At 40.3% G+C, this 25,626-nt stretch carries 21 protein-coding genes and 1 pseudogene; 20 read left to right on the forward strand and 2 right to left on the reverse strand.

Annotation, left to right across the window (positions count from 1 at the left end):
- Window positions 1–36: 36 nt before the first annotated feature.
- The 17 genes and pseudogenes from R7041_RS06800 (at window position 37) to R7041_RS06880 (ending at window position 18,300) form a co-directional block, all read left to right on the forward strand.
- A complete protein-coding gene (locus tag R7041_RS06800) occupies window positions 37–2,085 on the forward strand; it encodes a secretin N-terminal domain-containing protein (protein ID WP_206949329.1) in 2,049 nt (682 codons plus the stop codon).
- A 96-nt stretch (window positions 2,086–2,181) separates the two neighbouring features.
- Window positions 2,182–2,571, forward strand: coding sequence for a prepilin-type N-terminal cleavage/methylation domain-containing protein (locus tag R7041_RS06805; protein WP_318114894.1), 390 nt, complete (start codon window positions 2,182–2,184; stop codon window positions 2,569–2,571).
- Entirely contained in the window at window positions 2,568–3,239 is a 672-nt protein-coding gene (locus R7041_RS06810; protein WP_206949328.1) for a prepilin-type N-terminal cleavage/methylation domain-containing protein, read from the forward strand. Before R7041_RS06805 ends, R7041_RS06810 begins: the two co-directional genes overlap by 4 nt.
- A complete protein-coding gene (locus R7041_RS06815) occupies window positions 3,239–4,093 on the forward strand; it encodes a hypothetical protein (protein WP_206949327.1) in 855 nt (284 codons plus the stop codon). Before R7041_RS06810 ends, R7041_RS06815 begins: the two co-directional genes overlap by 1 nt.
- The gene (locus R7041_RS06820) at window positions 4,093–5,166 is read left to right on the forward strand and encodes a hypothetical protein (RefSeq protein ID WP_206949326.1); all 1,074 of its coding nucleotides are present in this window, start codon (window positions 4,093–4,095) and stop codon (window positions 5,164–5,166) included. Before R7041_RS06815 ends, R7041_RS06820 begins: the two co-directional genes overlap by 1 nt.
- Window positions 5,163–5,717, forward strand: coding sequence for a hypothetical protein (locus tag R7041_RS06825; RefSeq protein WP_206949325.1), 555 nt, complete (start codon window positions 5,163–5,165; stop codon window positions 5,715–5,717). The genes R7041_RS06820 and R7041_RS06825 overlap by 4 nt, the downstream gene beginning before the upstream one ends.
- Window positions 5,714–6,238 (forward strand): hypothetical protein, encoded by a 525-nt coding sequence (locus R7041_RS06830; protein ID WP_206949324.1) that lies wholly within the window; start codon window positions 5,714–5,716, stop codon window positions 6,236–6,238. Before R7041_RS06825 ends, R7041_RS06830 begins: the two co-directional genes overlap by 4 nt.
- 387 nt (window positions 6,239–6,625) lie before the next feature.
- Window positions 6,626–7,138 carry a porin family protein gene (locus R7041_RS06835; RefSeq protein WP_074191951.1) on the forward strand — a complete coding sequence of 171 codons (513 nt, stop codon included), beginning with the start codon at window positions 6,626–6,628 and terminating at the stop codon, window positions 7,136–7,138.
- Window positions 7,139–7,517: 379 nt separating this feature from the next.
- A pseudogene (locus R7041_RS06840) lies at window positions 7,518–9,968 on the forward strand (SLBB domain-containing protein); the annotation flags it as partial.
- A gap of 61 nt (window positions 9,969–10,029) precedes the next feature.
- Window positions 10,030–10,932 carry a Wzz/FepE/Etk N-terminal domain-containing protein gene (locus tag R7041_RS06845; RefSeq protein ID WP_074191953.1) on the forward strand — a complete coding sequence of 301 codons (903 nt, stop codon included), beginning with the start codon at window positions 10,030–10,032 and terminating at the stop codon, window positions 10,930–10,932.
- Complete coding sequence (locus R7041_RS06850) at window positions 10,925–12,232, forward strand: hypothetical protein (RefSeq protein ID WP_258512545.1); 1,308 nt, start codon at window positions 10,925–10,927, stop codon at window positions 12,230–12,232. Before R7041_RS06845 ends, R7041_RS06850 begins: the two co-directional genes overlap by 8 nt.
- Before the next feature lie 11 nt (window positions 12,233–12,243).
- Window positions 12,244–13,080 (forward strand): glycosyltransferase, encoded by an 837-nt coding sequence (locus R7041_RS06855; RefSeq protein ID WP_258512543.1) that lies wholly within the window; start codon window positions 12,244–12,246, stop codon window positions 13,078–13,080.
- Between the two features lie 2 nt (window positions 13,081–13,082).
- Entirely contained in the window at window positions 13,083–13,895 is an 813-nt protein-coding gene (locus tag R7041_RS06860) for a glycosyltransferase family 2 protein (RefSeq protein WP_074191956.1), read from the forward strand.
- A gap of 13 nt (window positions 13,896–13,908) precedes the next feature.
- A complete protein-coding gene (locus R7041_RS06865; RefSeq protein WP_074191957.1) occupies window positions 13,909–15,219 on the forward strand; it encodes a flippase in 1,311 nt (436 codons plus the stop codon).
- 266 nt (window positions 15,220–15,485) lie between these two features.
- Window positions 15,486–16,292 carry a nitroreductase family protein gene (locus tag R7041_RS06870; protein WP_165616009.1) on the forward strand — a complete coding sequence of 269 codons (807 nt, stop codon included), beginning with the start codon at window positions 15,486–15,488 and terminating at the stop codon, window positions 16,290–16,292.
- Complete coding sequence (locus R7041_RS06875) at window positions 16,292–17,434, forward strand: polysaccharide pyruvyl transferase family protein (protein ID WP_074191959.1); 1,143 nt, start codon at window positions 16,292–16,294, stop codon at window positions 17,432–17,434. The genes R7041_RS06870 and R7041_RS06875 overlap by 1 nt, the downstream gene beginning before the upstream one ends.
- Before the next feature lie 101 nt (window positions 17,435–17,535).
- Complete coding sequence (locus tag R7041_RS06880) at window positions 17,536–18,300, forward strand: glycosyltransferase family 2 protein (RefSeq protein ID WP_074191960.1); 765 nt, start codon at window positions 17,536–17,538, stop codon at window positions 18,298–18,300.
- Between the two features lie 115 nt (window positions 18,301–18,415).
- Here R7041_RS06880 and R7041_RS06885 read toward each other — a convergent pair whose 3' ends face one another.
- Entirely contained in the window at window positions 18,416–19,423 is a 1,008-nt protein-coding gene (locus R7041_RS06885; RefSeq protein WP_074191961.1) for a sugar transferase, read from the reverse strand.
- A gap of 224 nt (window positions 19,424–19,647) precedes the next feature.
- Window positions 19,648–20,964, reverse strand: a complete 1,317-nt coding sequence (locus tag R7041_RS06890) for an MBL fold metallo-hydrolase (RefSeq protein ID WP_258512540.1) — start codon at window positions 20,962–20,964, stop codon at window positions 19,648–19,650.
- 1,147 nt (window positions 20,965–22,111) lie between these two features.
- Here R7041_RS06890 and wecA point away from each other — a divergent pair.
- The 3 genes from wecA (at window position 22,112) to R7041_RS06905 (ending at window position 25,624) form a co-directional block, all read left to right on the forward strand.
- Window positions 22,112–23,191: a UDP-N-acetylglucosamine--undecaprenyl-phosphate N-acetylglucosaminephosphotransferase gene (gene wecA, locus R7041_RS06895; protein WP_258512538.1), complete on the forward strand. Its 1,080-nt coding sequence runs from the start codon at window positions 22,112–22,114 to the stop codon at window positions 23,189–23,191.
- Window positions 23,192–23,355: 164 nt separating this feature from the next.
- The gene (locus tag R7041_RS06900; protein ID WP_258512536.1) at window positions 23,356–24,981 is read left to right on the forward strand and encodes an aldolase catalytic domain-containing protein; all 1,626 of its coding nucleotides are present in this window, start codon (window positions 23,356–23,358) and stop codon (window positions 24,979–24,981) included.
- Window positions 24,965–25,624 carry an HAD family hydrolase gene (locus tag R7041_RS06905; protein ID WP_258512534.1) on the forward strand — a complete coding sequence of 220 codons (660 nt, stop codon included), beginning with the start codon at window positions 24,965–24,967 and terminating at the stop codon, window positions 25,622–25,624. The genes R7041_RS06900 and R7041_RS06905 overlap by 17 nt, the downstream gene beginning before the upstream one ends.
- Window positions 25,625–25,626 lie beyond the last annotated feature (2 nt).

A 25,626-nucleotide genomic window follows, 5' to 3' on the forward strand; every position in this document is an offset into this window, starting at 1 on the left:
ATAACGACTGAGGTAAACTCGTTTCATGGAATCAAAATGAATAAACAGTTCAAGTTAACAACGTCTGCACTGTTATGCAGTTCATTGTTGTCAGGGTGTGTGTTAACAGACGCTTCTGAGCGTCAATATCCGGTCAGCGGTTCATTTTTAGAGTCTGAGGCAACAAACAGCGTACCATCAAAAGATGAGGTCACTGAAAAGAAAGCTAGTTCAGACTTAGAGCCAAAAGTAGCAAAACCAGGGGCTGTGTATAAAACAGTACCTACTCTAAAGGTTAGTAATGACCGTTTTGAGGCGGGTCAGGCACTCTCAACGAACTTCAGTGATGAAGCTAGCTTAAAGCTGGCTGCTGACGCTATGCCTTTGAATGATTTCTTGCATTATGTTTTTGGTCAGATACTGCAAGTTGACTACATTCTTGGGGATAACTTGCAAGGAGTTACAACTCCGGTCACTCTGAATGTTCAAAATGATATTAGCCCAAGACGTCTGTTTGATTTGACACAGGAGCTTTTGGTTCAGCGTGGTATTAGTGTGCAGGCTCGTGATGGTTTATATGTCATTATGAACTTGAAACAAGATGGTAAATCTAGTGCCGTTTTGGGTTATGGCTCCACGCCTGAATCCGTGCCAGATGGTGCTATCGATGTAGTTCAAGTTGTTCCTCTGAAGTTTACTTTCAGCAACTCGACTATGGGCGTAATTAGAGAACTTACGTCCGTTAGAGTTTCTCCTGATTTGAGGCAGGGTGTACTCATTTTGAGCGGAAAGCGCTCGGAGGTAGTTAGGGCCATTGAATTGCTGAAAATCCTTGATGCTCCCTCAAATACTAGCAAGCATATCGGGTTGGTGAAGCTAAGGTACATCACTACTGAGGACTTCATCGCTACCGTAACCGAGCTTTTACAAAATGAGGGAATTGTTGCTGATGGTGGAGTTAATGATAAGCGATTATCAATGGTGCAGATCCCTCAGCTAGGAGCCTTGGCTGTTTTTGCATCGGAAGACTCTTTTATAAAGAGAGTTCGATACTGGGCTGCGCAAATGGATCGACCAAGTCAAGGCGCAGATTTACGTTATTTCATCTATCAACCTAAGTATGCAAGAGCTGCAGATATAGGTGATAGCTTAAGTAAGCTAATAGGTGGTCGTTCGCTATCGGTTCAAAAGAGTGCAGACAAAGACTCTTCTAAAATAGAAGTAAATAGCCAAAGTAGTAACTCAGTATCGAATGACAAACTGAGTTTAGTGGTTGATGAAAGAGCGAATACATTGATATTCAGATCCAGCTCTACCGAATATCAGGCTTTACTGCCGTTGATTGCTCAATTAGATGTCATGCCTAAGCAAGTTATTTTGGAAATGACAATTGCAGAAGTAACGATGACTGACGAATTTAAGTTTGGCGTCGAGTGGGCTTTCTCTAACGGTAACTTCTCTGCAAGCACAAAAGACGCTTTCGGTTTGGATAAAGTCGGAGGTGGTTTTATAAAATGGATGAGCGGCGATGACTTTATCAACTTGCAAGCGTTCGAGAGCAATAACAACGTTAATATCATGTCGAAACCTAGCTTGTTGGTAAGAGATGGCGTTGAAGCAAATATTAATGTCGGTACCGATATTCCTGTAGTTGGACAAACAACTACAGACAGCAACAACGGCGTCACTCGTTCAGTTGAGTACCGAAAAACTGGTGTGAAAGTTGCGGTAACTCCAACGATTAACGCTCAAGGCATTGTCTCAATGGTTATTTCGCAGGAAAACAGTAACCAAGTTGACGGAGGTACCTCTGTAGAAGGCAACCCTTCAATTTTTGATCGTAGCATTACAACAGAAGTAGTCGCTGAGTCAGGTCAAACAGTAATTCTGGGCGGCTTGATCAGTGAGAATGTTACAAACAATGGTTCAGCAGTACCATTCTTAGGCTCTTTACCTGTTGTTGGTGGTTTGTTCGGAACTAAAACTGATAACAAGACCAAAACTGAGCTAGTGATTATGGTAACACCAAGAATTGTTGAAAGCAGCAGTCAATGGGATGATCTGAAAGCACGTTTTTCTCAAGGGCTTGAGCACGTCAAAATTTAAGATATAAAGAGCATAGGCTCATTAATTTGGGCCTATCGACACCTTTTTAGTTATACGTTATACGTTAATTTTTGCCTACTATAAGCGAATTGGAATATGTACAAGCACAAAGGCTTTACGCTTATTGAAGCTCTGGTAGCAAGCATGATCCTTTTTGCTGTCATCACATCTATGTCGATGCTTTATCAAAGCACAATTAAAGCAGAGCTCAAAGCCAAGCAATCTATCGAATACTCAAGTGCAATCCCTTTTATTCTTGACCAGATCCGTTACCAAATCCGCTATGAGAGGATTGACAATGGAGAGGGGTACGCCCAAGGAACTTATTATCATTGGAATTCATCGGAAATAGATAGAAAGGCAGGATACGTGCCTGAGGGATTGGAAGATGAGTATGGTGCCCAGCAACGTCGTTTTGTTTTATGGTCCGTTACGCTGACGGTCGAAAATCGGGCTCCTATTGTTTATAAGGAGTTTAGCTGGTGAAGGGGCAAAAAGGTTTTACCCTAGTTGAAATGCTAGTGGCTAGTGTCATCATGATGGCTGTTTTGTTGATAGCTAGCACTAGCTATAGCTTCTTTCATGATAGATGGTTTAAAGACAAGGGGCAGTTTTATCAGTTGGTCGTTGAGAAAAAAAGCCAATTAATGATGCTCGATGTTCTAAACGGCACATTACCATATCTAGTCAGGGGGAAGGGTAAAGCTTCTTACTTTTTCGAAGGTGATGGGCAGCAGTTTGAGGCCGTGACCGAACTACCTATTTTTGGTACTGATCCAGCACTAGTTCAGTTATCTGTACAGGCTGTCGGAGATGGTACATTCCAAGTCATATACAAAGAGGCGCCAATACTCAATTCATCTTTTGCACTTGATTCCTCCAAGCCTGACTTTAAGTATGAAAAGGTTCTATTTGAAGGGCTGGAAATAGCAGGTTTTCGATATTTGGGGTGGGAAAGCTTAGAGGATAAAAACCTATACCTAGATGAATTTGAAGGGAAGCCTCAATGGAACGATGCCTATAGCGCACAGGCTGTAAAGACGATGCCTGTCGCTATCGCTCTTACAATAGGTGACGAAGTATTGCGATTTCTGCTTCCAGAAGATAACAGTTACATGCTCAATTTCTCAACTGACACATGGGATGAAGCGTAGTGAACTTTTTCTACACTAAGCAGTCCGGCGTTGCCTTACTGCAAGTTTTACTAATGAGTGCTGTGATTAGCGTACTCGCTTTGCAAATGAGTTATTCGGCAAAAGATAAAGTATCTATCGCTCAGGTCATACAGGATAAAGTTATGGCTGAGGTTGCGATAAGAACCATGGAGTCTGAATTACTTTTTGCCTTGTCAACGGCTCGTTGGGCCAAAGACGAACAACACGAAAACAAATTGGCTCAGATATGGAATTTTTATGGTTCTCCTTTTGAGTATGAAGATATTGGAACAATCACAATCCAAGATAATTCAGGGCTGATTTCAGTGTTTAACGGAGGGGATCGCTCAACTGTGGAGAGAGCATTTGAGCGTTTACTAGGCAGTAAGCATCAGGCTAGAGTTGCACGTAATGCTCTGATTGATACGCAAGGCTTCCAGAGTTCGACGAATGGGGCTGGCATTAGTGGTCAGTTTTTTCAAAGCCGACAAGAAATGTTACGAGCTTTGAAAGAGTTAGGAATACCTTCGTCAAAGGCGGAAGTGTTTACACGTATTCCTTATAGTGCCTATTTACCATTACAGGCCCCAGACGAATCTTTAAAATTATGGTTGCCTGAACGCCAGGCAAAGGCCGTGATCGAATCGAGACAAAATGGCGAACTTACACCTCAACAATTTACCCAGCTGACGGGGTTGCGGAAAAGTGATTATATGCTGTTTTACCCTAGTGGCCGTTTTATTATTACGTTGAAGAAACAAATTGGAGATGCTCGAGTGCAGAGGAAAATGTTCATCAATGTGTCTCCCACAAATAAATCCCAACCCATTTGGAGTTTTGGAGTCGAAGGGTAGTGAAAAAAGAAAAGTTTCAGTTGGATACTCTATTGGGTGTGTTGTTTAAATACGTCACGCCGGAGTCAGTCGGTGAACATCAAGAGCGTTCGGGGGCGAAAAGGCCTGTTTATGTACTTAATCGAGAGTTATACCGAGAGCAAACACTGACGTTGCCAGTGATGGAGCACAAAGCCCTCAAGCAGGCTATTAAATTTGAGCTTCAAGGAAAAGAAGAGCATGGTTTATACGTTGTAAATCAGAATTCTAACAACTCGATTACTGTGGATATATATTGGATCGCCCCATCCCTAAATGAGCTTACCGGTGTATTAATTCCCGAGAGCCTCATTATTGGTCGCTCGATAAAAGAAGGGGAGTTTGTTCGGTATCAAAATGGCAGTAATTTGGTTTACTTGGCAAAGAATAGTAAAGGGATATTTTCAAAGCTTTCGGCTGGTATGTTTGCTAATGCGGAGTATTTTTGTGCTGCGCATGGTATTGCTGCCTTAGAATCTCGACACATAGAGGTGGTTGAGTTTAGTAAAATCCTAAACGAAAACTGGTTCCGCTTACCTTGGCATAAATGTATGGGCTTGTGGCATCAAGCTCCGGGAAGTGATGAGTCTCTTTTTGATAGATTGAGTAAAGCTGTCTTTCCATTTTCTCTTCTATTTACCGTTTACTTGTTACTTAGCTCTGCCTTTGTGAGTATGCAAATGAATTCTGCTTCTGATGAGCTTAGCGATTTAAAGGCTAATGTTGGTAGTGCCTTAAAGGTTCGAAATGAAGTCAGAAATTTGGATGAACACTTGCATAAGCTCTCTGTTGTACAAAATGCAGTGCAAACAAGATGGGAGCTATGGCCAGTCTTAGTCCCTCTATACGAAATGGGGAGCCAAATTGAGCGAATTACGGTGGTGGATGATTTAGTCAATATTCGTGTTAGAGCTGACTCATCGAGTGCAGTTCTACAAAACTTAATTAATAACGTGAACGTTTCATCTGCAAAGTTCAGCGGTCCTGCGAGAAAGGTGCGTGATAAAGAAGTTGTTAACGTTGAGGTTAAGCTGGCTCAGAAGGTAGAGAGATGAATACAGAACAGTATAAGAAGTACTTGCCTTGGCTCAGCTTACTTGTGATCGCCAAATTTCTGTGGGTACCTGTACTTGAAAGCCGAAATGAGCATCGAGAAGGGTTAAGTGCACTTCAAAGTCAGATTATCAAGACGCAAGAAGTCATCAACAACAAAGATGCATTCGAACTACAGAAAACGTCTTTGGAGCGAGCCATCGAGAAAGTTGAGCATAGGTTTTACCATTCAGATGATGAATCTGCTTTTCGACTTGAGTTTCAAAAACGGCTTGAAGTCGAGGCTCAGGCGCTTGATGTCAAAGTTCAGTCTATTACCTGGTTGGAGCCAATTAGAGATGAAGTTGTGAGCTGGTATAACTTGGAGGTTGTACTTTCCGGTTCAGTTGATGACATCGCGGCATTCCATCGTTATTTAGCACAAAGCAAAGAACAAGTCGCAATATCGAGTTTTAGCTGGAGAACTCCAAATACAAGAGGTCGTAATTGGCAATGGTCCATACAGAGTAACTACAAACTCGCGGTACCAGTATTAGAAGGAAAGGAAGTATGAAAGCGATTTTGACGACGCAATCTCTATCTTGGGCTATTCCTCTAGTTTTACTGGCCGTTATTATTGATATTACCATTTCTCCTAAGGTGGCAGTTCAAAGCTATGGGGCTCGTTCGCTAACGCATAGAGACGTTTCGTATGTAGAGAAGTCGACGCCAAAGAGTGAAGAGGTCAGTTCTTTGCTCGCTCACTTTGCATCGATTAACCCCTTAAAAGCTAAAGAATCAGAAGAAGTTATTGATGGTAAAGCTGAGGTTGAAAGTTCAGAGAAGGCTCTTGAAGCTGGTGAGAAAAAAATCATGTCTTCAGCTATTCGACTCTCCGCTGTTTTTGAGCAAGAGAACTCAATGTTTGCTGTAATTCAACTTCGCAATTTAGAAACGGGAGAGGTGTCGAGAGAGGTACTAAAGGACAACTCTGTTTTGTCAAACTACAAAGTGAGTCATATAGGTAGAGATAGGATTGTTCTTGATAGCTACGGGGCTGATGTACTCGAATTGGTATTGTTTAAGCAAAACTGAGTAATAAGAACGATATTAAAGTTGTGGAACTTATCCGCAACTTTTTCTTTCTTAAGTTAGTAAAGGTTTGTGATGTCTAGTCGAGCATTTATTACTAGCTTAATGTTTCTGCTTGTTCTTTGACAGTTGTAACCTTGCCGTTTTTAATCATTACGTGCATAATTTGCCAGCTTTTGTGCTTATATCGAGTTGAATCGCAATTTTCTCTCTATTGGGTACATATGTGATTAATTCAATGTGTCTAACCTATAGGTGAGTTTGATGTTACTGCGAAACGGTGGTTATTCGCTTGCCTCAGGGCGGTAGCGTAGGCAAAGAATGTGGCTGTAAGTAAGCTGCGTGTACAAAGGTAGTGCTTTATAAGTTACTGATTTAAAGGAAGTGTTCGTGATAAGTAAACGAGTTTTGTTGAATGTGATTAGTACTCTAGGTTTAAGCTTGTATTCTATCTCGGCTTCGGCGGATTATTATGCAGGAGTATTAGCAAGTTACTCTAACGCAGAATATAAGCAACCAGCTTCTACTCTAGAAGCAAACCCTTATGTTCTGCAAGGGCAGCTGGGCTATTTTTTCAATGATTATCTGGCCTTAGAGGCTCGTTATGGTACTTCAATACAACGAGATAACAACCTCAATATTGATAGCATTACCAGTGCGTTTACTAAGTTCAATATTCCGGTTTCAAATCGCATTGCAGTTTATGGCTTAGCTGGCTATTCATTTTTGCAAATGGATCAACAAAACGTCGGATCTAATTCAGAAGAAAGTTTCAGTTTTGGTCTAGGTATGCACTACGCCTTAGATACAAACAATGCCGTTACATTCGAGTTTGTAGATGTATCTTCAGATAACACTGCTCGTCTCAATACTATTAGTATTGGATTTCAACACCGATTCTAATTTTAAGTAGACAAAAAGCTTCATGGCGACGAATGTTGCTAGATCGCAAACGCCCTTGCTCTTATTTTTTCATCCCATATAACTAAAGCGACCCATCATGCTTAAAGGATATATCTCTCTTGCTATAGCTCTACTAGTAGGCCTATTTGCATCAGTCAGTTATGCAGCCACTCCAACACCTGAACAGATCCAAATGTTCCAAAGTTTACCAGCAGATCAACAGCAAGCTTTGGCTACGAAATACGGGTTTGCCATCCCTTCGGGTTCTTCTCAACCTAGTTCATTTCAACAACCTGATGTAATTAAACCTAGAGCGGAAGAAAGTTCAGCATTTTCTACAGCAATGGAAAAAGAATTTGGTAAAAATCCAGACGATGAAGAGCTAAAACGTTTCGGGTTAGAGTTATTCGCAGGTTCGCCAACTACATTTGCACCTATTAGTGATGTTCCAGTACCCGCAGATTATACTATTGGGGCAGGTGATGAGATTATTGTTCAATTATTCGGTAAAGATAATGTTACTCATCGTTTGAGAGTTAACCGAGCTGGCATAATTAATTTTCCGTCTTTAGGGCCTGTGAGTGTTGCAGGTATGAGTTTCTCAGAGATGCGCGCGTCACTAAGCAAAAGAGTCGAAGAGCAAATCATCGGGGTACGTAGTGATATTTCCTTAGGGGAAATGAGGACTATGCAAGTATTTGTGATGGGCGATGCATACAAACCCGGGGCTTACACGGTTAGCGCTTTGACTACGATATCACAAGCTATTTACTACAGTGGTGGCTTTGGTGAAAGCGGTGCTTTGCGAAATATTAAGTTGAAGCGAGATGGTCGAGTTATCAGTCAGTTAGATATGTATGACTTACTCTTGAAAGGTGACTCAAGTCGAGATGTACGTTTAATGTCTGGCGATGTCGTATTTATCGGCTCTGTTGGCAACACGGTCAGTATTGATGGTGAAGTTAATCGCCCAGCAATTTATGAGATCAAACCAGGTGAATCTTACGAACAAGCTATTAAATATGCAGGCGGCTTTACTGCAAATGCATATTCTGAGCAAGTTGAAGTAAGAAGGTATGAGTCAAAAGGTAATAGAGAGGTTCTCTCTCTTGACTTTTCAATTCCCTCTCAACGCAAAATTCAAGCAAAAGATGGTGATGAAGTTAATGTGCATAAAAAAAGCGAGGAACTAACTCGCTATGTACAAATAGAAGGTGATGTTAAACACCCTGGCTTTGTAGAATGGAAGTCTGGCCTAAAGGTTGCAGATTTGTTCCGTTCGGTTGATACGGCTTTTAACTCTACAGCAGATATCAACTACGCAGTTGTCGTTAGAGAAATTAACCCACAGCGCGATATTAAAGTACTCCAGCTAAACCTTGCAAACGCTATTTTATCACCAAATAGTTCCGACAATATTACATTAAATTCTCGAGATCGAGTTTTAGTCTTCAACAGATTCAACAACGAAGATCTTGATGCTGTTGTTGAGAATGAAGTAGTAAATAAAGCCAAGACACTAGAGCAAGCTCAAGAGAAAGCAGAGCTTGAGCAACAAAAAGAGCAAGAACAGGTGAGCTCGTCAGTTACGATTGGCTCTAACCAAAACAACATTCTTAATAAAGACAACACAAACAACGCTAATCCCAACGGTAAGAATAATCTTCAATCAAGAGAACCGTTACCTAAGATCATCTTTAGAGGTAAAGAAATTACTCAAGAAGATTTTGAAAAGATCAAAATGAATACTCGCAGAACGTTGTTAGCACCTATTTTGTTGCAATTGCAGCAACAATCACGGTTAGGGTTAGCACCGCAAATAGCTGAAGTTTTTGGTGAAGTAAAGCATCCAGGCCGATACCCAATCACTCAAACAATGAAAGTATCTGACTTAATTGCAGCAGCAGGTGGTTTGACATATAACGCATTTACTATCAATGCAGAGCTAGCAAGAAGTATTGTAAACGATCTAGATGAAAGTGCTTCTATATCAGTAGAAAGAATTGATCTTCGAAGCGCTATCCAAGGTGACGTTTCTAGTGATGTAAAAGTTGTAGGTAGAGATAGACTTAATATTCTAGAAAAGCCTAATGTTAATTTGCAAAGTACAGTTGTACTGCAAGGTGAAGTTCGTTTTCCTGGGACCTATACCGTTAGCCAAGGTGAAACTTTGGGTAGTCTGTTAGCTAGAGCTGGTGGTCTTACTCAATATGCACATCCTCAAGGAGCTATTTTTACTCGAGAGGCATTGCGTTTACAAGAGCAGAAGTTATTAGATCAATATGCAGCAGATATAAGAGCTGAAACTGCTAAGAAAACTTTCCGTGCAGATAGCAATATTGGTTCAGTTATCTCTGACCCAGATAAAACACTGAAGTTTGTTGAAGAGGCGAGCAAAAATAAGGCTCTCGGAAGAATGGTTGTACAGCTTGACAGAATCATAGCTAAGGATAAATCTGCTGATTTTGTGCTCGAGGATGGCGACTTTCTATTTATACCAACATTCCGCAATACGGTCTCTATTATGGGAGAAGTTCAAGTCAGCATAACATACTTACTTGATAATCGTTTAGATGTAGATGATTACATAAACAAAGCTGGTGGCGTTAAGAAACAAGCTGATGAAGATCGTATTTTCGTAGTACGTGCAGATGGCTCAGTGTATAAGCCAAGTTCTGGCTACTGGTTTGGTAATGACAAGCAGGAATTGAAGCCTGGTGATACGATCGTTGTTCCAATTGACACCGATTACAGAGATGCACTAAGTACTTGGACTGCTGCGACACAGATCCTATATCAAACAGGTGTAGCGATTAACGCACTTAAGTAATAAATAATTAGATCAAAGAATAAAATTGAGAGACGGGGGGAGTAATCTCCCCTTTGGTATAATGGAAAAAAATCAATTTGAAGTGGATATTAGTGAACTAGTTCGATTGCTCTGGAAACAAAAGTGGTTGATTATTTCAATTACATTTACTTTTGCAGTTGCATCGGTGTTGTTTGCTATTTCAAAACCAAACATCTATAAATCTGAAGCAGTGTTGTTCCCTGTTACTGATAACTCTACAAGTTCCGCAATGGGGCAGTTAGGTGGTTTAGCTGCATTAGCGGGTTTTGGTGGGCAGGAAAGCTCAAAACAAGCGATCGCATTGGAAGCATTGCGTTCGAGAGCTTTTTTAGGATCTTTTATCGAACGACGTGACATCTTAATTCCATTAATGGCAATTGATAGCTGGGATGCATCTGCAAAACGAATCGTTATTGATCCAGAAATATACGATGAATCAACAGGCGTTTGGACTCGTTCAGTCAGTGAAGGAAAGTTGCCAAAGCCAACTAAGCTTGAAGCAATTAAGTTCTTTAACGAATTGTTATCAATTGACTCCAATAAAGTAAGTGGCGCTACGATTATTTCATTAACAAATCAGTCTCCAGATCTAGCAGAGCAATGGTTGACGTGGTTGATCTCTGATCTAAATGAATGGATGAAGAATAAAGATATTAACCAAGCTAAGAAGAATATTGAATATTTGGATAAGCAGCTGAAGTTGACTAACCTCTCTGAAATGCAAAATGTTTTTTATCAGCTTATTGAAGAACAGACTAAAAAATTAATGCTAGCTGAAGCTCAAGATCAATATATATTTGAAGTGATTGATCCTCCAGTAGTACCAGAAGAAAAGGATAGTCCTAGCCGGGCAATAATTTGCGTCTTAGGTACATTGATTGGTGGTATTCTTTCTATATTCATTGCATTAATTAGAATTGCAGTAAAAAGAAAACATGCATAGCATAGATCTAGCACCGAAAAAGCTATTAGAGGCACATATGTGCCTCTTTGCTCTCTTTGCACCTTTGTCAGTGACACAATGGAATAAAATTTTTTTAGTTATCTTATTCCTTTCCTCATTATTAGCATTTTCATACTACTTAATTAATTCAAAAACAGTTAGTTTTGAAAAATACCCTGTATTCGTTTGCCTTTCATTTTCTTCCGTTTTTATTATCTCACTTTTTAGTATATTAATTAGTCGAGATTACTTGGTAGCGGAGTATTTGAGAACAGTAATCATAGGCAGGATGTTTACATTTTTTGCTCTTATGCTGAATGTTATTATCTTTCTTCTTTGGATCTCGAATGCAACAGAGTCTTCCTTAAAGAAATTTATGAAATTAGCCTTGTTAAGTGTACTGGCTTTTATCGCTCTTGGTTACTGGCAAGTAATTGGTAAGTTCTTGGGTATCCCATTCTTTATTGAAACACGAGACTGGATGCATGGCGTCCCTGCAGCTTTGAGGGCGGTGTTTCCTTCTCGCGTAACTTCGATCGCTGAAGAGCCAAACTATTTATCGCCTATCCTAATGGAGTCATTGATTCTTATAACTTTTTTGGTAAGACATAGCTTCTCAAGATTAGTATTGTTGTTGCTGTCATTTGGCATTGTAATACTCTCTTTCTCTGGTGGTGCATATGTAAACTTTGTCCTATTACTAGGCTTTGTATTCGTATTTACTTTTCTAAAAACAGTTCTAACTGGTAAAACAAGGATAAGTCACTTTTTCATACTTGTTATTGTAATGGTATTGGTGTTGCTTCTAATATATGTAGGTACTATTTTAATTGAATTTATCTATTATAAGATGTCGACAGAAGCTTCTGGTGGGTCTTCTCGTAGCCAATTTATGATATCTTTTGTTCAATTAATAACAGAGTCAAACTATACTCAACTTATCTTTGGGCACGGACTTGGTACAATGTCTGTTCTTGATGAGTTTGGAATGAAAAGTGAAGACTATTTATTTAGGATCACCAATAACTATATTTTAGACATGTTTTGGGAAAGTGGAGCAATCGGCGTTCTTATGATCTTTACTTTCTTTATGTCATTATTCTATCCTTGCTTTAAATATGGTTTTACCTCTGTAAAGTACTTTCTTGGTGGCCTATTAACGTTTCATCTTTTAATTGCTTCTACTTATCGCTCTGAGTATCTTAGCACTCACTTTGCTTGGATCGTATTTCTAATACTATGTATTTATAAGTTGGCAGAGCTCGAAAGAGCAGAAAAACTAATTAGTAAAAATAAATAATAGAGTTGAATATGAAATTAGTGACTATTTATATTGTTACTCATAATCGGAGTCAACTGCTCAAACGAGCAATTGAATCTGCTTATAACCAAACTTACGAAAACATCGAAGTTATCGTAGTAGATGATGCGTCAACAGACGACACCCAAGATGTTATTAAACAGATGCAAACAATTTATCCATTAAAATACTTCAGAAACAATGAAGGGAAAGGAGCTTGCTACTCTCGAAATGTTGCATTGAACGCTGCATCGGGTGAGTTGATTACAGGTATGGATGATGATGATTACTTTGGAGCATCCCGTGTAGACGATTTAGTCGGTGTGTATGAGGACAAGTATTCTCTAGTGTGTGCAAACATTATTGAAGTTACCATCGACAGAGAAATTCATCGAAAATTTGGATTTGAGCAGGGTGAGTTTGATCTGAATAACCTAATGTATCAAAATTTGGTTGGAAACCAGATGCTAACCAGCGTTTCTAAGCTCAAGGCTATTGGCGGCTTTGATGAAGCGATGCCAGCATTTCAAGATTACGACACTTGGGTAAGACTTGTAGATCGATTTGGTAAAGGTTACAAAACTGATAAATACAACTATTACCTAAATACGGAACATGCGGGAGAGAGAATCTCAAGTTCGAGTAATCGTAAAACGAGAGGTTTTGAACTGTTTTTCGAAAAGCATCAAAACAAAATGAATGCCGATCATAAAAAATCAATGGAAATCATGAGATACAAGGTGACAGGAGAAACTCTCCCTCTTTTGACTATGGCTCGATTGATTTCTCGTGATAACTACAAGTCTGCACTTTCACTTTTCTTGAAGCAGCGAAATTTGAGAAAATAAAAATGGAAAAGGTTACATTTTTAGTTGCTGCTTATGGTGATCGGTTGCTCAACGTTCCTGACATCTTTTTGAAGCAGAGGGAAGAAGTGTCTTACATTGTCGTTTCCCAGTGCACCTCAAAGTCTACTCAAGATGAATTTCTCAAGAAAATCTCACAGCGTAGCGATGTGTTTTCTGTATTTTCAGATGAAACGGGTGTTACAAAAAGCAGAAATCTAGCGATAAAGCACATCCCAAACGACGCAAGTTATGTGTTCTTCCTTGACGATGATGTCGAGTTAGAGGAATTCGCTTACGAGAGGGTTGTTCAGGCTTTTGCGAAAAATGATTACGAAGTGTTGACTTTCTCAGTGTCAGACCTAACAGGAAGCAGGCTGATCAAAAACTATGCAGATAAAGAATTTAAGCATAATAATATTTCCATCTTGAAAGTCGGAACGATTGAGATTGCAGTTAAAGCTTCTGTTTTATTAGAAAAGCCCCATATTACTTTTCCTGAAAACCTTGGGGCTGGTGCTAAATACCCTCTTTGTGATGAACCAGTATTTTTGAACCGATTGAGTAAATCTGGATGTAAGCTAGGCTATGTTCCGGAGGTGATAACTCGACATCCATTAGAGTCATCAGGTAAGGAAATAAAAAGCAGCAATGAGATGATAGCTAGAGGCATTGCCTTTCGAGAGATATTTGGTAGTTTGAGCCTGGTTCTCAACGTTGCATTTTTTATAAAGTCATTTAAAAAGATACGATATAATAAGGCTTTAGCCTTACGAGATATTTATAAAGGCTATTTTTACAATGATCAAGTCTATTAAGTGATTTAGAATAATGAACTCAACAAAAAAAGCATTGAGAAATACAGCTTGGTTATTTAGTGAGAGAATAATAACTTTAGCCATTACCTTTTTAATAAATATTTTTCTAGCGAGATATTTAGCCCCGGAACAATTTGGGCAATACAACTTTATAGTTTCTTTTTTAGCCCTTTTAGCTCCTTTTACTTCTCTTGGCCTCAACGCACTTGTTACTCGTGAAATTGTAAACGGTCGAAGCCAATACGAAGTATTGTGCTCATCCTTCTTATTGCGGTTAATCGGAGGATTAGTTGGGGCAACGATCGCTGTGGTTGGTATTTTGATTTGGCAGAGTTCGATTGAACTCGTCGATCCTAAATGGTTGATTGTAGCCGCAGTTATAAATATTTCATCCGCCTTATATGTTATTGAATTTTATTTTCAAGCTGAGGTGGCATCCAAATATATTGTCTTTATTCGAGTCACCACACTAATAATTTCAAGTGCAGCTAAGTTAGTTGGGATTTTGTTGAAGGCTGATCTTAGCTTCTTTATTTGGGTGTTTTTTGTTGAGCTAATTATACGTGGTGTATTGTATGTATCTGGTTATATTTACTACAATAAACACTTTTCTGAAGTTATCACACTTAAACATTTTTCTTGGAATAAGACGTATGCATTTTCTTTACTAGACCAATCGAAATGGCTAGTTTTATCTGGGTTTATGTCCGTTGTTTATCTTAAAATAGATCAGCTAATGATCGGCCAAATGGTAGGAGCAACAGAGTTAGGTGTTTACTCTGTTGCCGCTCGTTTGTCTGAAGTTTGGTATTTTTTCCCACTAGCTCTAACAACTTCTTTCTTCCCTAAACTGCTTAAAGCTCGAGGAAACAGGGAAAGCTATAATTTCCAGCTTGAACAGCTATGTGGCGTGTTACTTTGGATGGCCATAATAATTGCTATTGCCGTATCACTGTTGGGCGGGTGGCTTGTTCCGTTTGCTTTTGGAGAACCTTATGCTCCAGCTGCGCCAATTCTGACTATTCATATTTGGGCTGGTTGTTTTATCTTTATGCGCGCTTTATTGAGCAAATGGCTCATTGCTGAAGGGTTACTAAAATTTTCTTTGTTTACTCATGGTATCGCAGCAATTGTTAACATTGTACTCAACTACTTCCTTATTCCTAAATTTGGAGGGGAAGGTGCTGCTATTGCTACGCTCATTTCATATGCTAGCGCGAGTTATTTCGTTCTTTGGCTACATCCAAAGACACAAATTATGGCATTAATTATGACTAAATCTGTATTTATGCCTGCAACATACTGTATTAGGAAATTTAAATGAAAAGCCTGTTATTGAAGCTTCTGAGTAAAAATACCAAAAATCGTATTAAGACGTTCATTGAAAATACAAGAGCAGGTTTGATCCGTACAATGTCAAAAACCAGATTTACCTCTTCTCTATATTACACGTTCTTCAGTACTAGGTTTTACAGAGAGCACCAATCCGTTTTGAAAGGTAGTTTGAAATACTATGATGACAACGCCAAAGCCAAGGACAGTCGAGTTCTTTTAAGACGAAATGTACACCGTCTTGAAAAGGGCTTGATTATGCGTCCGAGAAGGGATGTATTTGCTACTCGTTACATTCAAGAAACCGTTGACGCTTTTGTTGTCGCTTGCAACAACCAACAACTTAAGAAAGAAGAGTTGGATTGGTGTGTGAGCGTACTTAGCCATTTCTTCGAAATTGCGGGTAAAGACAATGATATTGAGAAAGCAAAAGTTGATTACTTCGCGTGCTTAGAGAACGTTCAATCTCTAGATGAGCTAACTATGCGTTCAGTTCCGTATGCGAAAAACGCGAGTGAAGTTTCAGAAATTACGACAGAGCAGCTAGAAAAATTGTTTAGACAACGCCGCTCGACCCGCTGGTACCTTGAGCAGGCGGTTGAAATAGAAAAGATTGAGCGAGCAATGACAATTGCAAAGCAAGCGCCTTCTGCTTGTAACCGCCAACCATTTAAGTTTCATGTTGTAACCGACAAAGACATGGTGAATAAAGTTGCCGATAGCGCTATGGGAACTGTTGGTTTTGGGCATAACTTCCCAATGATTATTGCTATCGTTGGAGATCTTTCAGCATACCCAGCAGAGCGAGACCGCCATGTTATTTATATTGATGGCTCATTGGTAGCAATGCAATTTGCGTTGGCACTGGAAACTATGGAGCTAAGCTCTTGTATGATCAACTGGCCAGATGTAGAGGACCGTGAAAAGAGACTTGAAAAACTGCTAGGTTTGGAGTCTCACGAACGTACGGTTATGCTGATGTCAGTAGGTTATGCAGATCCTGAAGGTTTTATCCCGTTCTCTCACAAAAAAGACAACTCAGATTTAATAAAGGTAGTGAAATAATGATCGTTGAAATTAAAGGTGTTCAATTTGTTAACAAAGGCGCGGAGCTTATGTTGCACGCTGTTATTCAAAAATTGAATGAGTTTGATCCTAGTGCAGAGATTGTTTTGGCACCTAATGGTAACTCGCCATATAAAGCGCGTGCTGAGGTCAACGCTTATCAGAAGCTGTCTTTGAAAAAGCGTTTTTTGGACCTAAACGAGTTGTCTTACCACCTACCGACAAAAATTAGAAAGTGGCTAAAAACCAATTGGGGTATTGTGACGGAAGCGGATGTGGATGTAGTGCTGGATGCATCTGGTTTTGCTTATGGTGATCAATGGCCGACTAAGCATTTAGAGGCAGTAGCTAAAGAAGTTAAGCGACTAGCAAAACACAACAAAACATTCATTTTCATGCCTCAAGCACTAGGCCCGTTTGCTGATCCAGAGAAACAAGCGGCAGTAAAAGATGGCTTTAGCAAGGCTGCATTGATTTTTGCTCGTGAGCAGAGCAGTTTTGATGGCATTCGACCTTACCTTGAGGATACATCAAAGTTAAAAATTGCTCCTGACTTCACTAACCTAGTGAAAGGTGAACTCGAAGAAGATTACGCGAAGTATAACAATACCGTGTTTATCATCCCTAACTACAATATGGTAAACGAGCGCAATAACAATACTACTTGGAAATCACGTTACCTAGACTTCTTAGTAGAATCTGCTGAAAACATTCTTGAGCTAGGCTACGTGCCAGTACTGTTGAACCATGAGGGCAAGCACGATGGTGAGCTGTGTGAAAAAGTGAAAGCGGCAACACCTCATTCGATTGAAATTATTCAAGAGACCAACCCTTTAAAAGTGAAAGGTTTGATTGGCTCAAGCCGAGGCATTATTTGTTCTCGATTTCATGGCTGTGTTAGTGCGTTAACCCAGGGCATCCCTTGTGTAGGTACTAGCTGGAGCCATAAATACGAGAGCCTTTTTGACGAGTACAATCGTGCCGACTTCTTAGCGAAGCCAGAGTGGTCGAAAGAAGAACTGAAGGAAGCATTAAGATTATCTATCTCAACAGTAGAAGAAGAAACCTACAATACCAAAATTGCAGAGTACAAAGCTCAGACAGAGCAAATGTGGGCAGAAATCTTCAATCGAATTAAATAACTTATAGCCCCCTCCAAGCTAATAATCGCGTTGTTTGGGGGGACTTAAATCTCGTCAATCAACTTAAAGCAAGTCGAATAGGTCCTTAATTAGTCTGTATTATGCCAAATACTCAACCTCTTGTTTCTGTCATCATGCCGTCCTATAACTCAGAAGGTACGATTGCAGAGAGCATCAAAAGCGTTATATCCCAAACTTATACAAATTGGGAAATTATAGTTGTTGATGACAAGTCTACAGATGGTACATGGACAATACTCAAACGTTTTTCTGAGCAATATCCTAACATTCATATCTTCCAAAATGACATGAACCGAGGCGCTGGCGCAAGCCGAAATTTAGCCATAGAAAAGGCTCAAGGCCGATTTATTGCATTTTTGGATTCTGATGATTTATGGACAGAAGATAAATTGTCAGAGCAAATCGCGTTCATGTTAAATAATAATTACGCTCTAACATATACGCACTACAGTCGCTTTAATAGCGAAGAAGAAATTAGCGTTGTGACTGCACCTGATTCCACTACGTATAAAAAGTTATTATACAGTAATGTTATTGGATGCCTGACAGCAGTTTATGATGCTCAGACTTTAGGTAAACGTTATATGCCACTGATTCGTAAGCGGCAAGATATGGGCTTATGGTTGGAGATATTAAAAGATACTCCTAAAGCTTATTGTTTGCCCAAAACATTAGCCAAGTATCGAATGGATACTGGTATGACAGCGAATAAGCTTAGTGTTTTGTCATATCAATGGAAGTTCTATAGAGATGTAGTGGGTTTGAGTTTCCCTAAAAGCTTACTAACATTTTCTGTGTATGCTGTAAAAGGAACAATCAAGCATAGAGCGAAGCGCAAGTTTTAGTCTCGTTCCTTTTAACTCTTCACTACAGTGCTATAAACGTAAAAAGAGCAGATCCCGTAAAGGGGCTGCTCTTTTTATCTACAGTTACTTAAAAACGTATTGTGATACTTCTTGTTTAACGTCCCATACCGAACAAGACCGTTTTTACTGTTAGGAATAGAATTTTCACTTCCATAATCCAGTTTTGGTGTTTGATGTAGTAGATATCGTATTTATGCTTCCAAATAGCGTCTTCTACCGATGCGCCATAAGGGTATTTAACTTGAGCTAGACCAGTTACCCCAGGTTTCACTGCATGACGAAAGCGGTAATAAGGAATTGCTTTTTCCAATTCAGAGATGAACACTTCGCGTTCTGGGCGAGGGCCAACCATCGACATCTCTCCCTTTAGAACATTGATCAACTGAGGGAGTTCATCTATACGAGTTTTACGAATAAAACAGCCGACTCTCGTCACACGGGTGTCGCCTTTGGTCGCCCATTGGGCACCGTTCTTTTCCGCATCGTTTCGCATAGAGCGAAACTTGATCACTTCAAACTCTTCATTATATTGGCCAGTACGACGCTGCTTAAAGAATACCGGGCCTGGTGACTCAAGCTTAATGAGCAGTGCCGTAATAAGCCCTACTGGGATAGCAACCCACGATAGCATAAAAACAAACAAGAGATCGATGAAGCGCTTTTGCCAGCTGTTCTTACGATTAGAGAGGATAGAAAAAGCTTTTTGGTGTAAGAAGTAGCCACTATGCAAGAGCTCAGTTTCTGTGTAGCCTAAAGAGCGGTCAAAGTAGCTGACTAGAGGTTCGACCCAAGCTCCAAGCTCTGTAGCTGCAACCAAAAAAGCCTGCTGTTCTACACTCAAATTTGAGCTTTTGAAGTGACAAAGAGTTTTACTCTTAAACTCCCTGAGCGCATAGTTGTTTACCTGAGCGTTGATCTCAGGATGTCTCTTAAGCACTTGAGCAATCTTTGCCTCATCTTCTTTTGGGCAGTAGATGTAAAGGCAAGCTTCTGTTTCACTTGCTGATAATTCGTCCAATGCTGATATGGTGTTGATAGAATTATTTTTATTTAATTCAGAAACTTCGCGTTCTTGAAGCGTGTCGCTCATACTGTCTGTCATAGGAATGGAATAAGTTGTTTTCGACTAGCCAATGCTTATAGGTCGGCGATTATAGTTTATTTCGTATAGAAATTATATACCTTAATCCTGAACATGCTTACAACTTTGTTAGCTTTCTTGAACTTGAGCCCTCTATATTTAGTTACTCAAGTGGGCGAATTTTATAAATCTCACCCGAATAATTATGCTATTTCCCGATGAAAATTTGATTTTATATACTTTACTTACAGTATGCTTGTATATCCGAGATTGATGAGTTGCGTATGTAAATGCCTTTTCGAATCTTCCTCACCATGTATAAGGTGAACTTCTTTAGGAGAAGTAGGAATTGAAGTCACAAATTGTATTAAGTCGTTCATATCGGCATGCGCAGAGTATCCTGACATCGTATGAACTTGAGCTTTCACTTTCACGCGCTTACCTTCAATCAATACACTTTCTTCTCCATCCTGGATACGCCGACCTAAAGTTCCTTTCGCTTGATAGCCGGCAAATAGAACATCATTTCTTTCATCAGGCAGTAAAGCTTCCAAATAATTGACGACACGGCCACCTTCACACATTCCGGAGGCCGCAACTACGATAGCGGCTTCTGATGTACTTGCTAGTCGGTTAATGAGCTGTAAATGGTCGGCGTGGCGTTCGATCGTGATGCATTGGTCAAACGCGAGAGGGTGTCTATGATGATCGAGTCGCTCTTTCGCTTCAGATCCCCAAAGTTTTTTAAATTGGCGATAGGTATTGGTCACCTTTTTAGCCAAAGGAGAATCGAGAATAATAGGCAGTGAATCTTGCAAAGCGTGCTCATGTATAAGCTGCTCTATATCAAAGAGTAACTCTTGGGTTCTCCCGACACTAAAAGCTGGTATCACAATTACGCCACCATCCCGAAGTGCGTGCTCAATAATAGAAAGTAATCGCCTGCTGCGGGACTCTACATCCTCGTGAATTTTATTGCCGTAAGTTGACTCGATAAACAAGTAGTCAGCTTTTTCCGGTGATAAAGGATCCGGTAGGAGAGGTGTGTTGCGAGGTCCCAAATCCCCAGAGAAAACAACAACCTCTTGATTTGGCAGGTGAAATTCAACATACGCAGAGCCTAAAATGTGCCCTGCAGGTTGAAGCCGGAGAGAAGTATTCTCTTCTATTTCTATCCACTCTGAGTAAGGGCAAGGACGAATAAGCGTTCGAATAAAATCGAGCACTTTCTCTCTTTGATGGCGTCGCATACCCAATTGGAGCTTTAAACCATCTTCTAACATAAGCGGCAGGAGCTCTGCGGTGGCTTCCGTACAGTAGATGGGGCCCTTATAGCCAGCAGCTAACAGCCAAGGTAGCCTACCAATATGATCGATATGAGCATGGGTCAGCACTACCGCTTTGAGATGAGCGATAGAAAAATCGATACCACAACTCTGCTGCCGAGCATTGTCTTGGCCTTGTAGCAAACCACAGTCGATCAGCACACTTCCATTTTGTAACACGAGCTCGTGACAAGAGCCAGTAACCGTATTTTTCCCACCGTGGTGCAGTACTTTCATAACAAAACGACGCTTTTACCTTTGCTAGCTTACACTTGTGAGTATCTATTTTACACATAGCCAAACCTCACTATTTGGCAGCGATTCGGTAAATCGCTCAGTAGCTAGGGTAAGCGGGCAGATAGTGAATAAGTGAGCGTATTGTAGGCAAGCAAAATAGGAGAAAGAAAATGGCAAAACTGAAAGTTTAGAGAGACTTAGATATTCGTCATAAATTTGACTACGTTTCATTGCAACCGCTTGTGATGCAATTCATATTATTGCAACTATTTTCATTTAAGCTTCTGGAATCAGCGTCACTAGCTGTTTAGTGCTCGCTGCGTAAAATGGGGGTCTGATAATTATAATTTTATAAAACACGCCACATTTATGACGGCATAAGTGTCAGAAAAAAGACATTTTTTTGTAAGCTTTTTACACGTTCTACTTTTAGTTGCAACGTGTTTACTATACAATTCGTCTCCTGTTTGGAAATGCAACCGTTCACATCACGTGCAAAAACTTGCTTCTAGGAGCCAGACCTAGGGGCGGTAGCGTGCCCAAATCACCGTTGAAGCCTCCTTCCTAATAAAAGAAAGAGGTCAAACTAAAGAATTTTCAATAATAATAAGCACCTAAGTGCATTTCTGGCAAGATTGATTTATAAAAAACGAGAACTATTACAAATTTATGTAATTCCCTTTTGTCAGAGGGAGGCTCAAAGCTAACAAAGTGGCGAGCGAATGTTGGTTAGGCATAGGTTACAATTTAAATCTCCATTTCTCATACCTATCAAAACCAATCACTAAGCGTGTAGAAGTAGTTAACTATCGACTCAAATCGTCAGTTAGCATATACAAGCTTTGTATTTGGCCTGCCTATAAAAAGCTGTGAACCCGTGACCGTCATGAGCGAGTATCGGGGTGATTCAGTTACTTACATATTCAATATTAGAAATTAGCGTTTGCAATGCGTTACAACCCACGTTGGCTAATGTGGTTTTGTCACGCCCAAAAATCACCTGCTTGTTCTTAGGTTCGGCTTATTCAGATATGAGCGAAAAAGAATCAGCAGTATCGGACCTGTGATGCAATGGAATCCGTAAAGGGAATCAGTCGGATGCGTTATAGATTTACTTCAAACTTATTTAATAACACAGTTGGCTATCATGAATAATGCATATTTATTTGTATTTATTTTGTCGTTCGTTCTACTTTTTGTAATGCGCAAGGTCGCTAAGCGCGTAGGTCTAGTAGATAAACCCAATGCAAGAAAGCTTCACCAAGGTGTGGTGCCACTTGTAGGAGGGATCTCCATTTTCTCTACTATACTGGTGGGGTTCCTTCTATTCTTACCAATGAATGACAACCTATCACTCTACTTATCTTGTTCGGCTGTACTCATCGTGCTCGGCGCATTAGATGACTATTACGATGTAAGTTTCAAAATTCGCCTTATTATCCAAGCAGGAATATCCCTTGCGATGATTTACATCGGAGGCCACAGCTTACACGATTTGGGTTATCTAATGGGAAGCGAAACCATTGCCCTGAATGAAGTTACTGGCGCGGTGATCACCGCGATTGCGGTAATAGGCGCCATTAACGCATTTAACATGGTTGATGGTATAGACGGCTTGCTGGGCGGGTTAGCCTCGGTCACCTTTACAGCATTAGGTATTGTGTTTGCCTACAATGGAAACGAATATTTAGCCACGATCTGTTTAATGATCGTGACTGCGATGCTTCCTTACATCTTCCTGAACTTAGGTTTCCCACTTGGTCGTCGCTTTAAGATCTTTATGGGTGATGCAGGCAGTATGTTCATCGGCTTTACTGTGGTTTGGATGCTGATTCGCGGCACACAAGAGCCAGGAGCTGTAGCTTTTAAGCCAGTTACAGCGCTGTGGTTAATTGCCTTACCATTGATGGACATGGCAACCATTATGATTCGTCGCGTTCGTAAAGGTCAGTCACCATTCCAACCAGACAGAGAACATCTACACCATATTTGCCAACGTATTGGGCTTTCACCAGGTGCAACGTTAATTTTCATCTGTTTGATGGCATCAATTTGTGCCGCTATCGGTTTGTGGGCTGATTTTGTTGGCGTTAGTGAATCAATAATGTTTATTGCTTTCTTGATTTTGTTTGCATGCTATTTTTCGGTAATTAGCCACATTTGGCGCATTTCCTCTTGGTTCAATAAGATACTTGATACTTTAGCGCTGCAGTTTACGTCCAAGTAGATGTTAATAAAAAAAAGCCTATTGGGGCGGGGTAGCTAAAATAGGACAAATCAAGTAATTACAGATAGTTAGTGAAAACTGACCGTCTCAAAATGAATAAAAAGCGTCTCAGTTGTTTGTTTTGACTGAGGTTAAAAATTAAAATAATCATAAGAGAAATATCTATGAACTTCTCAATATTAGACTGTACCCTTCGGGATGGTGGCTATTATAATAACTGGGACTTCGACCCAGAAGTCGTTACTCAATACCTCAACGGCGTAGCAAGGGCGAATATCGACTACGTTGAGCTCGGTTTGCGCAATTTTGCTAAATCGGGTTTCTTAGGCGCATTCGCTTACACGACTGAAGACTTCATCAATACCTTGAGCTTGCCTGAAGGCCCAACTTACGGTGTAATGGTCGATGCCAAAACTATCCTAGAGTCCGGTATGGCAATCGAAGAAGCGATTGATGCACTCTTCGTTCCGTCGGCTAACAGTAAAGTTGACTTAGTTCGTGTTGCCGCACACTTCAATGAAGTTGAGTTCTCAGCACCTATCGTCACGCACCTTAAAAAACTGGGCTACATCGTAGGCTTCAACCTAATGCAAGCCGGTGGTAAACCCGACGACTTGATTGCAGACAAAGCCCGTCAAGCAGCAAGCTGGGAAGGTTTAGATGTCCTTTACTTTGCTGACTCACTGGGCAACATGGATGGACAGGAAGTGCGACGTATCGTATCAGCGCTTCGTACTCATTGGGTGGGTCCTATGGGTATCCATACTCACAACAATATGGGTAAAGGTTTGGATAACACCCTTTCAGCAATGGAAGCCGGCGTTTCCTGGCTAGATACGACAGTGACAGGTATGGGACGCGGCGCAGGCAACACCCAAACTGAGAGTCTACTGGCTTACCTAGATAAAGGCGACTCTAAGTATCAACCAAAGCCAATCTATGAGTTGGTTATCCGCCATTTTGAATCGATGCAAAAAGAGTACGGCTGGGGCAGCAACTTACTTTACTTCCTAGGTGCTCAAAATGATGTACACCCAACTTACATTCAAAACCTGTTGTCTAGCACCCACTATGGGACAGACGAAATCATTGGTGCGATTGACTACCTCAGCAAGCTAGAAGGTACAACATCTTACAACGGCGTTGTACTCGATACTGCACTGAGTTTCTCTGACAATAAAGCAGAAGTAACCGGAAGCCAAGACGTACAAGGTCTCTTTGATGGCAAAGATGTACTTATCATTGCTAACGCTCCAAATACAGAGAAATACGCATCAGCGGTAGAAATGTACATTAAAAACACTCAACCTGTTGTTATCTCGATCAATACAACTGCGCATATTGCCCCTGAGTTGATTGATTATTACGTAATTTCCCACAACTCAAAATTTTTGTCAGAGTCAAAAGTTTACAAAGGTCTACAGAAACCAATCATCTTGCCCAAGTGTCGTTTTACAGATGCAGAGCTCTCTGAGTTAGAGGGTGAGGGTGCAAGTTTGATTGATTACGGGTTAGAGGTCGAAAAAGAGACGTTTAAAACTCGGGCTACTTATACGACAACGCCATATGACATAACAACGGCATATATTCTTGGTGTTTTGCTAGAGTCAAAAGTGAATGCTATTTCGGTGGTGGGTTTCGATGGTTACGCTCAAGACGACGTTCGCCAACAAGAGATGGTAGATATATTGAATCTTTACCATGCTCATGAGAAAAGTCTAGAAATCACATCTTTGACCCCTACTAGCTACCCTATTGCTAAAGGCTCTGTTTATGCTCCTGTTAAGTAAATATGAGGTATATATCTTTGATTGTGATGGAGTTATTTTAGATTCTAATCAATTGAAAATCGAAGCTATGAAAAATGCGCTGGAGGCGCATTTTTCAGATCAAGATCTCATCGCTGAATGTGTCGATTATTTTCGTCATAACTTTGGTAAGTCTCGCTTTCACCATGTTGTACATTTTCTCGATAGCATCCTCGATATTGAAGAAGAGCAAAGAAGTGAGCTTGAGCAATTGATTTTGGCAGACTTCTCCAAACAGTGTCGCACCTTATATTTAACAGCAGAGCTGACACCTAGCTTTATGGCATTTCTTGAGCAGTGTAAAGGCAAACGGTATGTTGCGAGCGGCTCTGAGCAAAGTGAGCTAAGAGATGTTTTTGTCCAGAGAGGACTGGATGTTTACTTTGATGGTGTGTTTGGCTCTCCAACGCCAAAATCTGAGCTTATCCGACTTATTCTTGAACAAGAACAAAACACGAATGCGGTCATGTTTGGTGATGCTGAATCAGACATGCTTTCAGCACAACAGAATAATATCGACTTTGTATTTTACGCTCCTTATTCCAATGTAAAAGAAAAAATGTTTGAGCAATGCAAATTGCGTCAACACTTTTTTATCGATGACTTTTCAACTGTGAGATTCTAATC

The organism is Vibrio sp. 1751 (assembly GCF_033339895.1).
Lineage (GTDB): Bacteria > Pseudomonadota > Gammaproteobacteria > Enterobacterales > Vibrionaceae > Vibrio > Vibrio alginolyticus.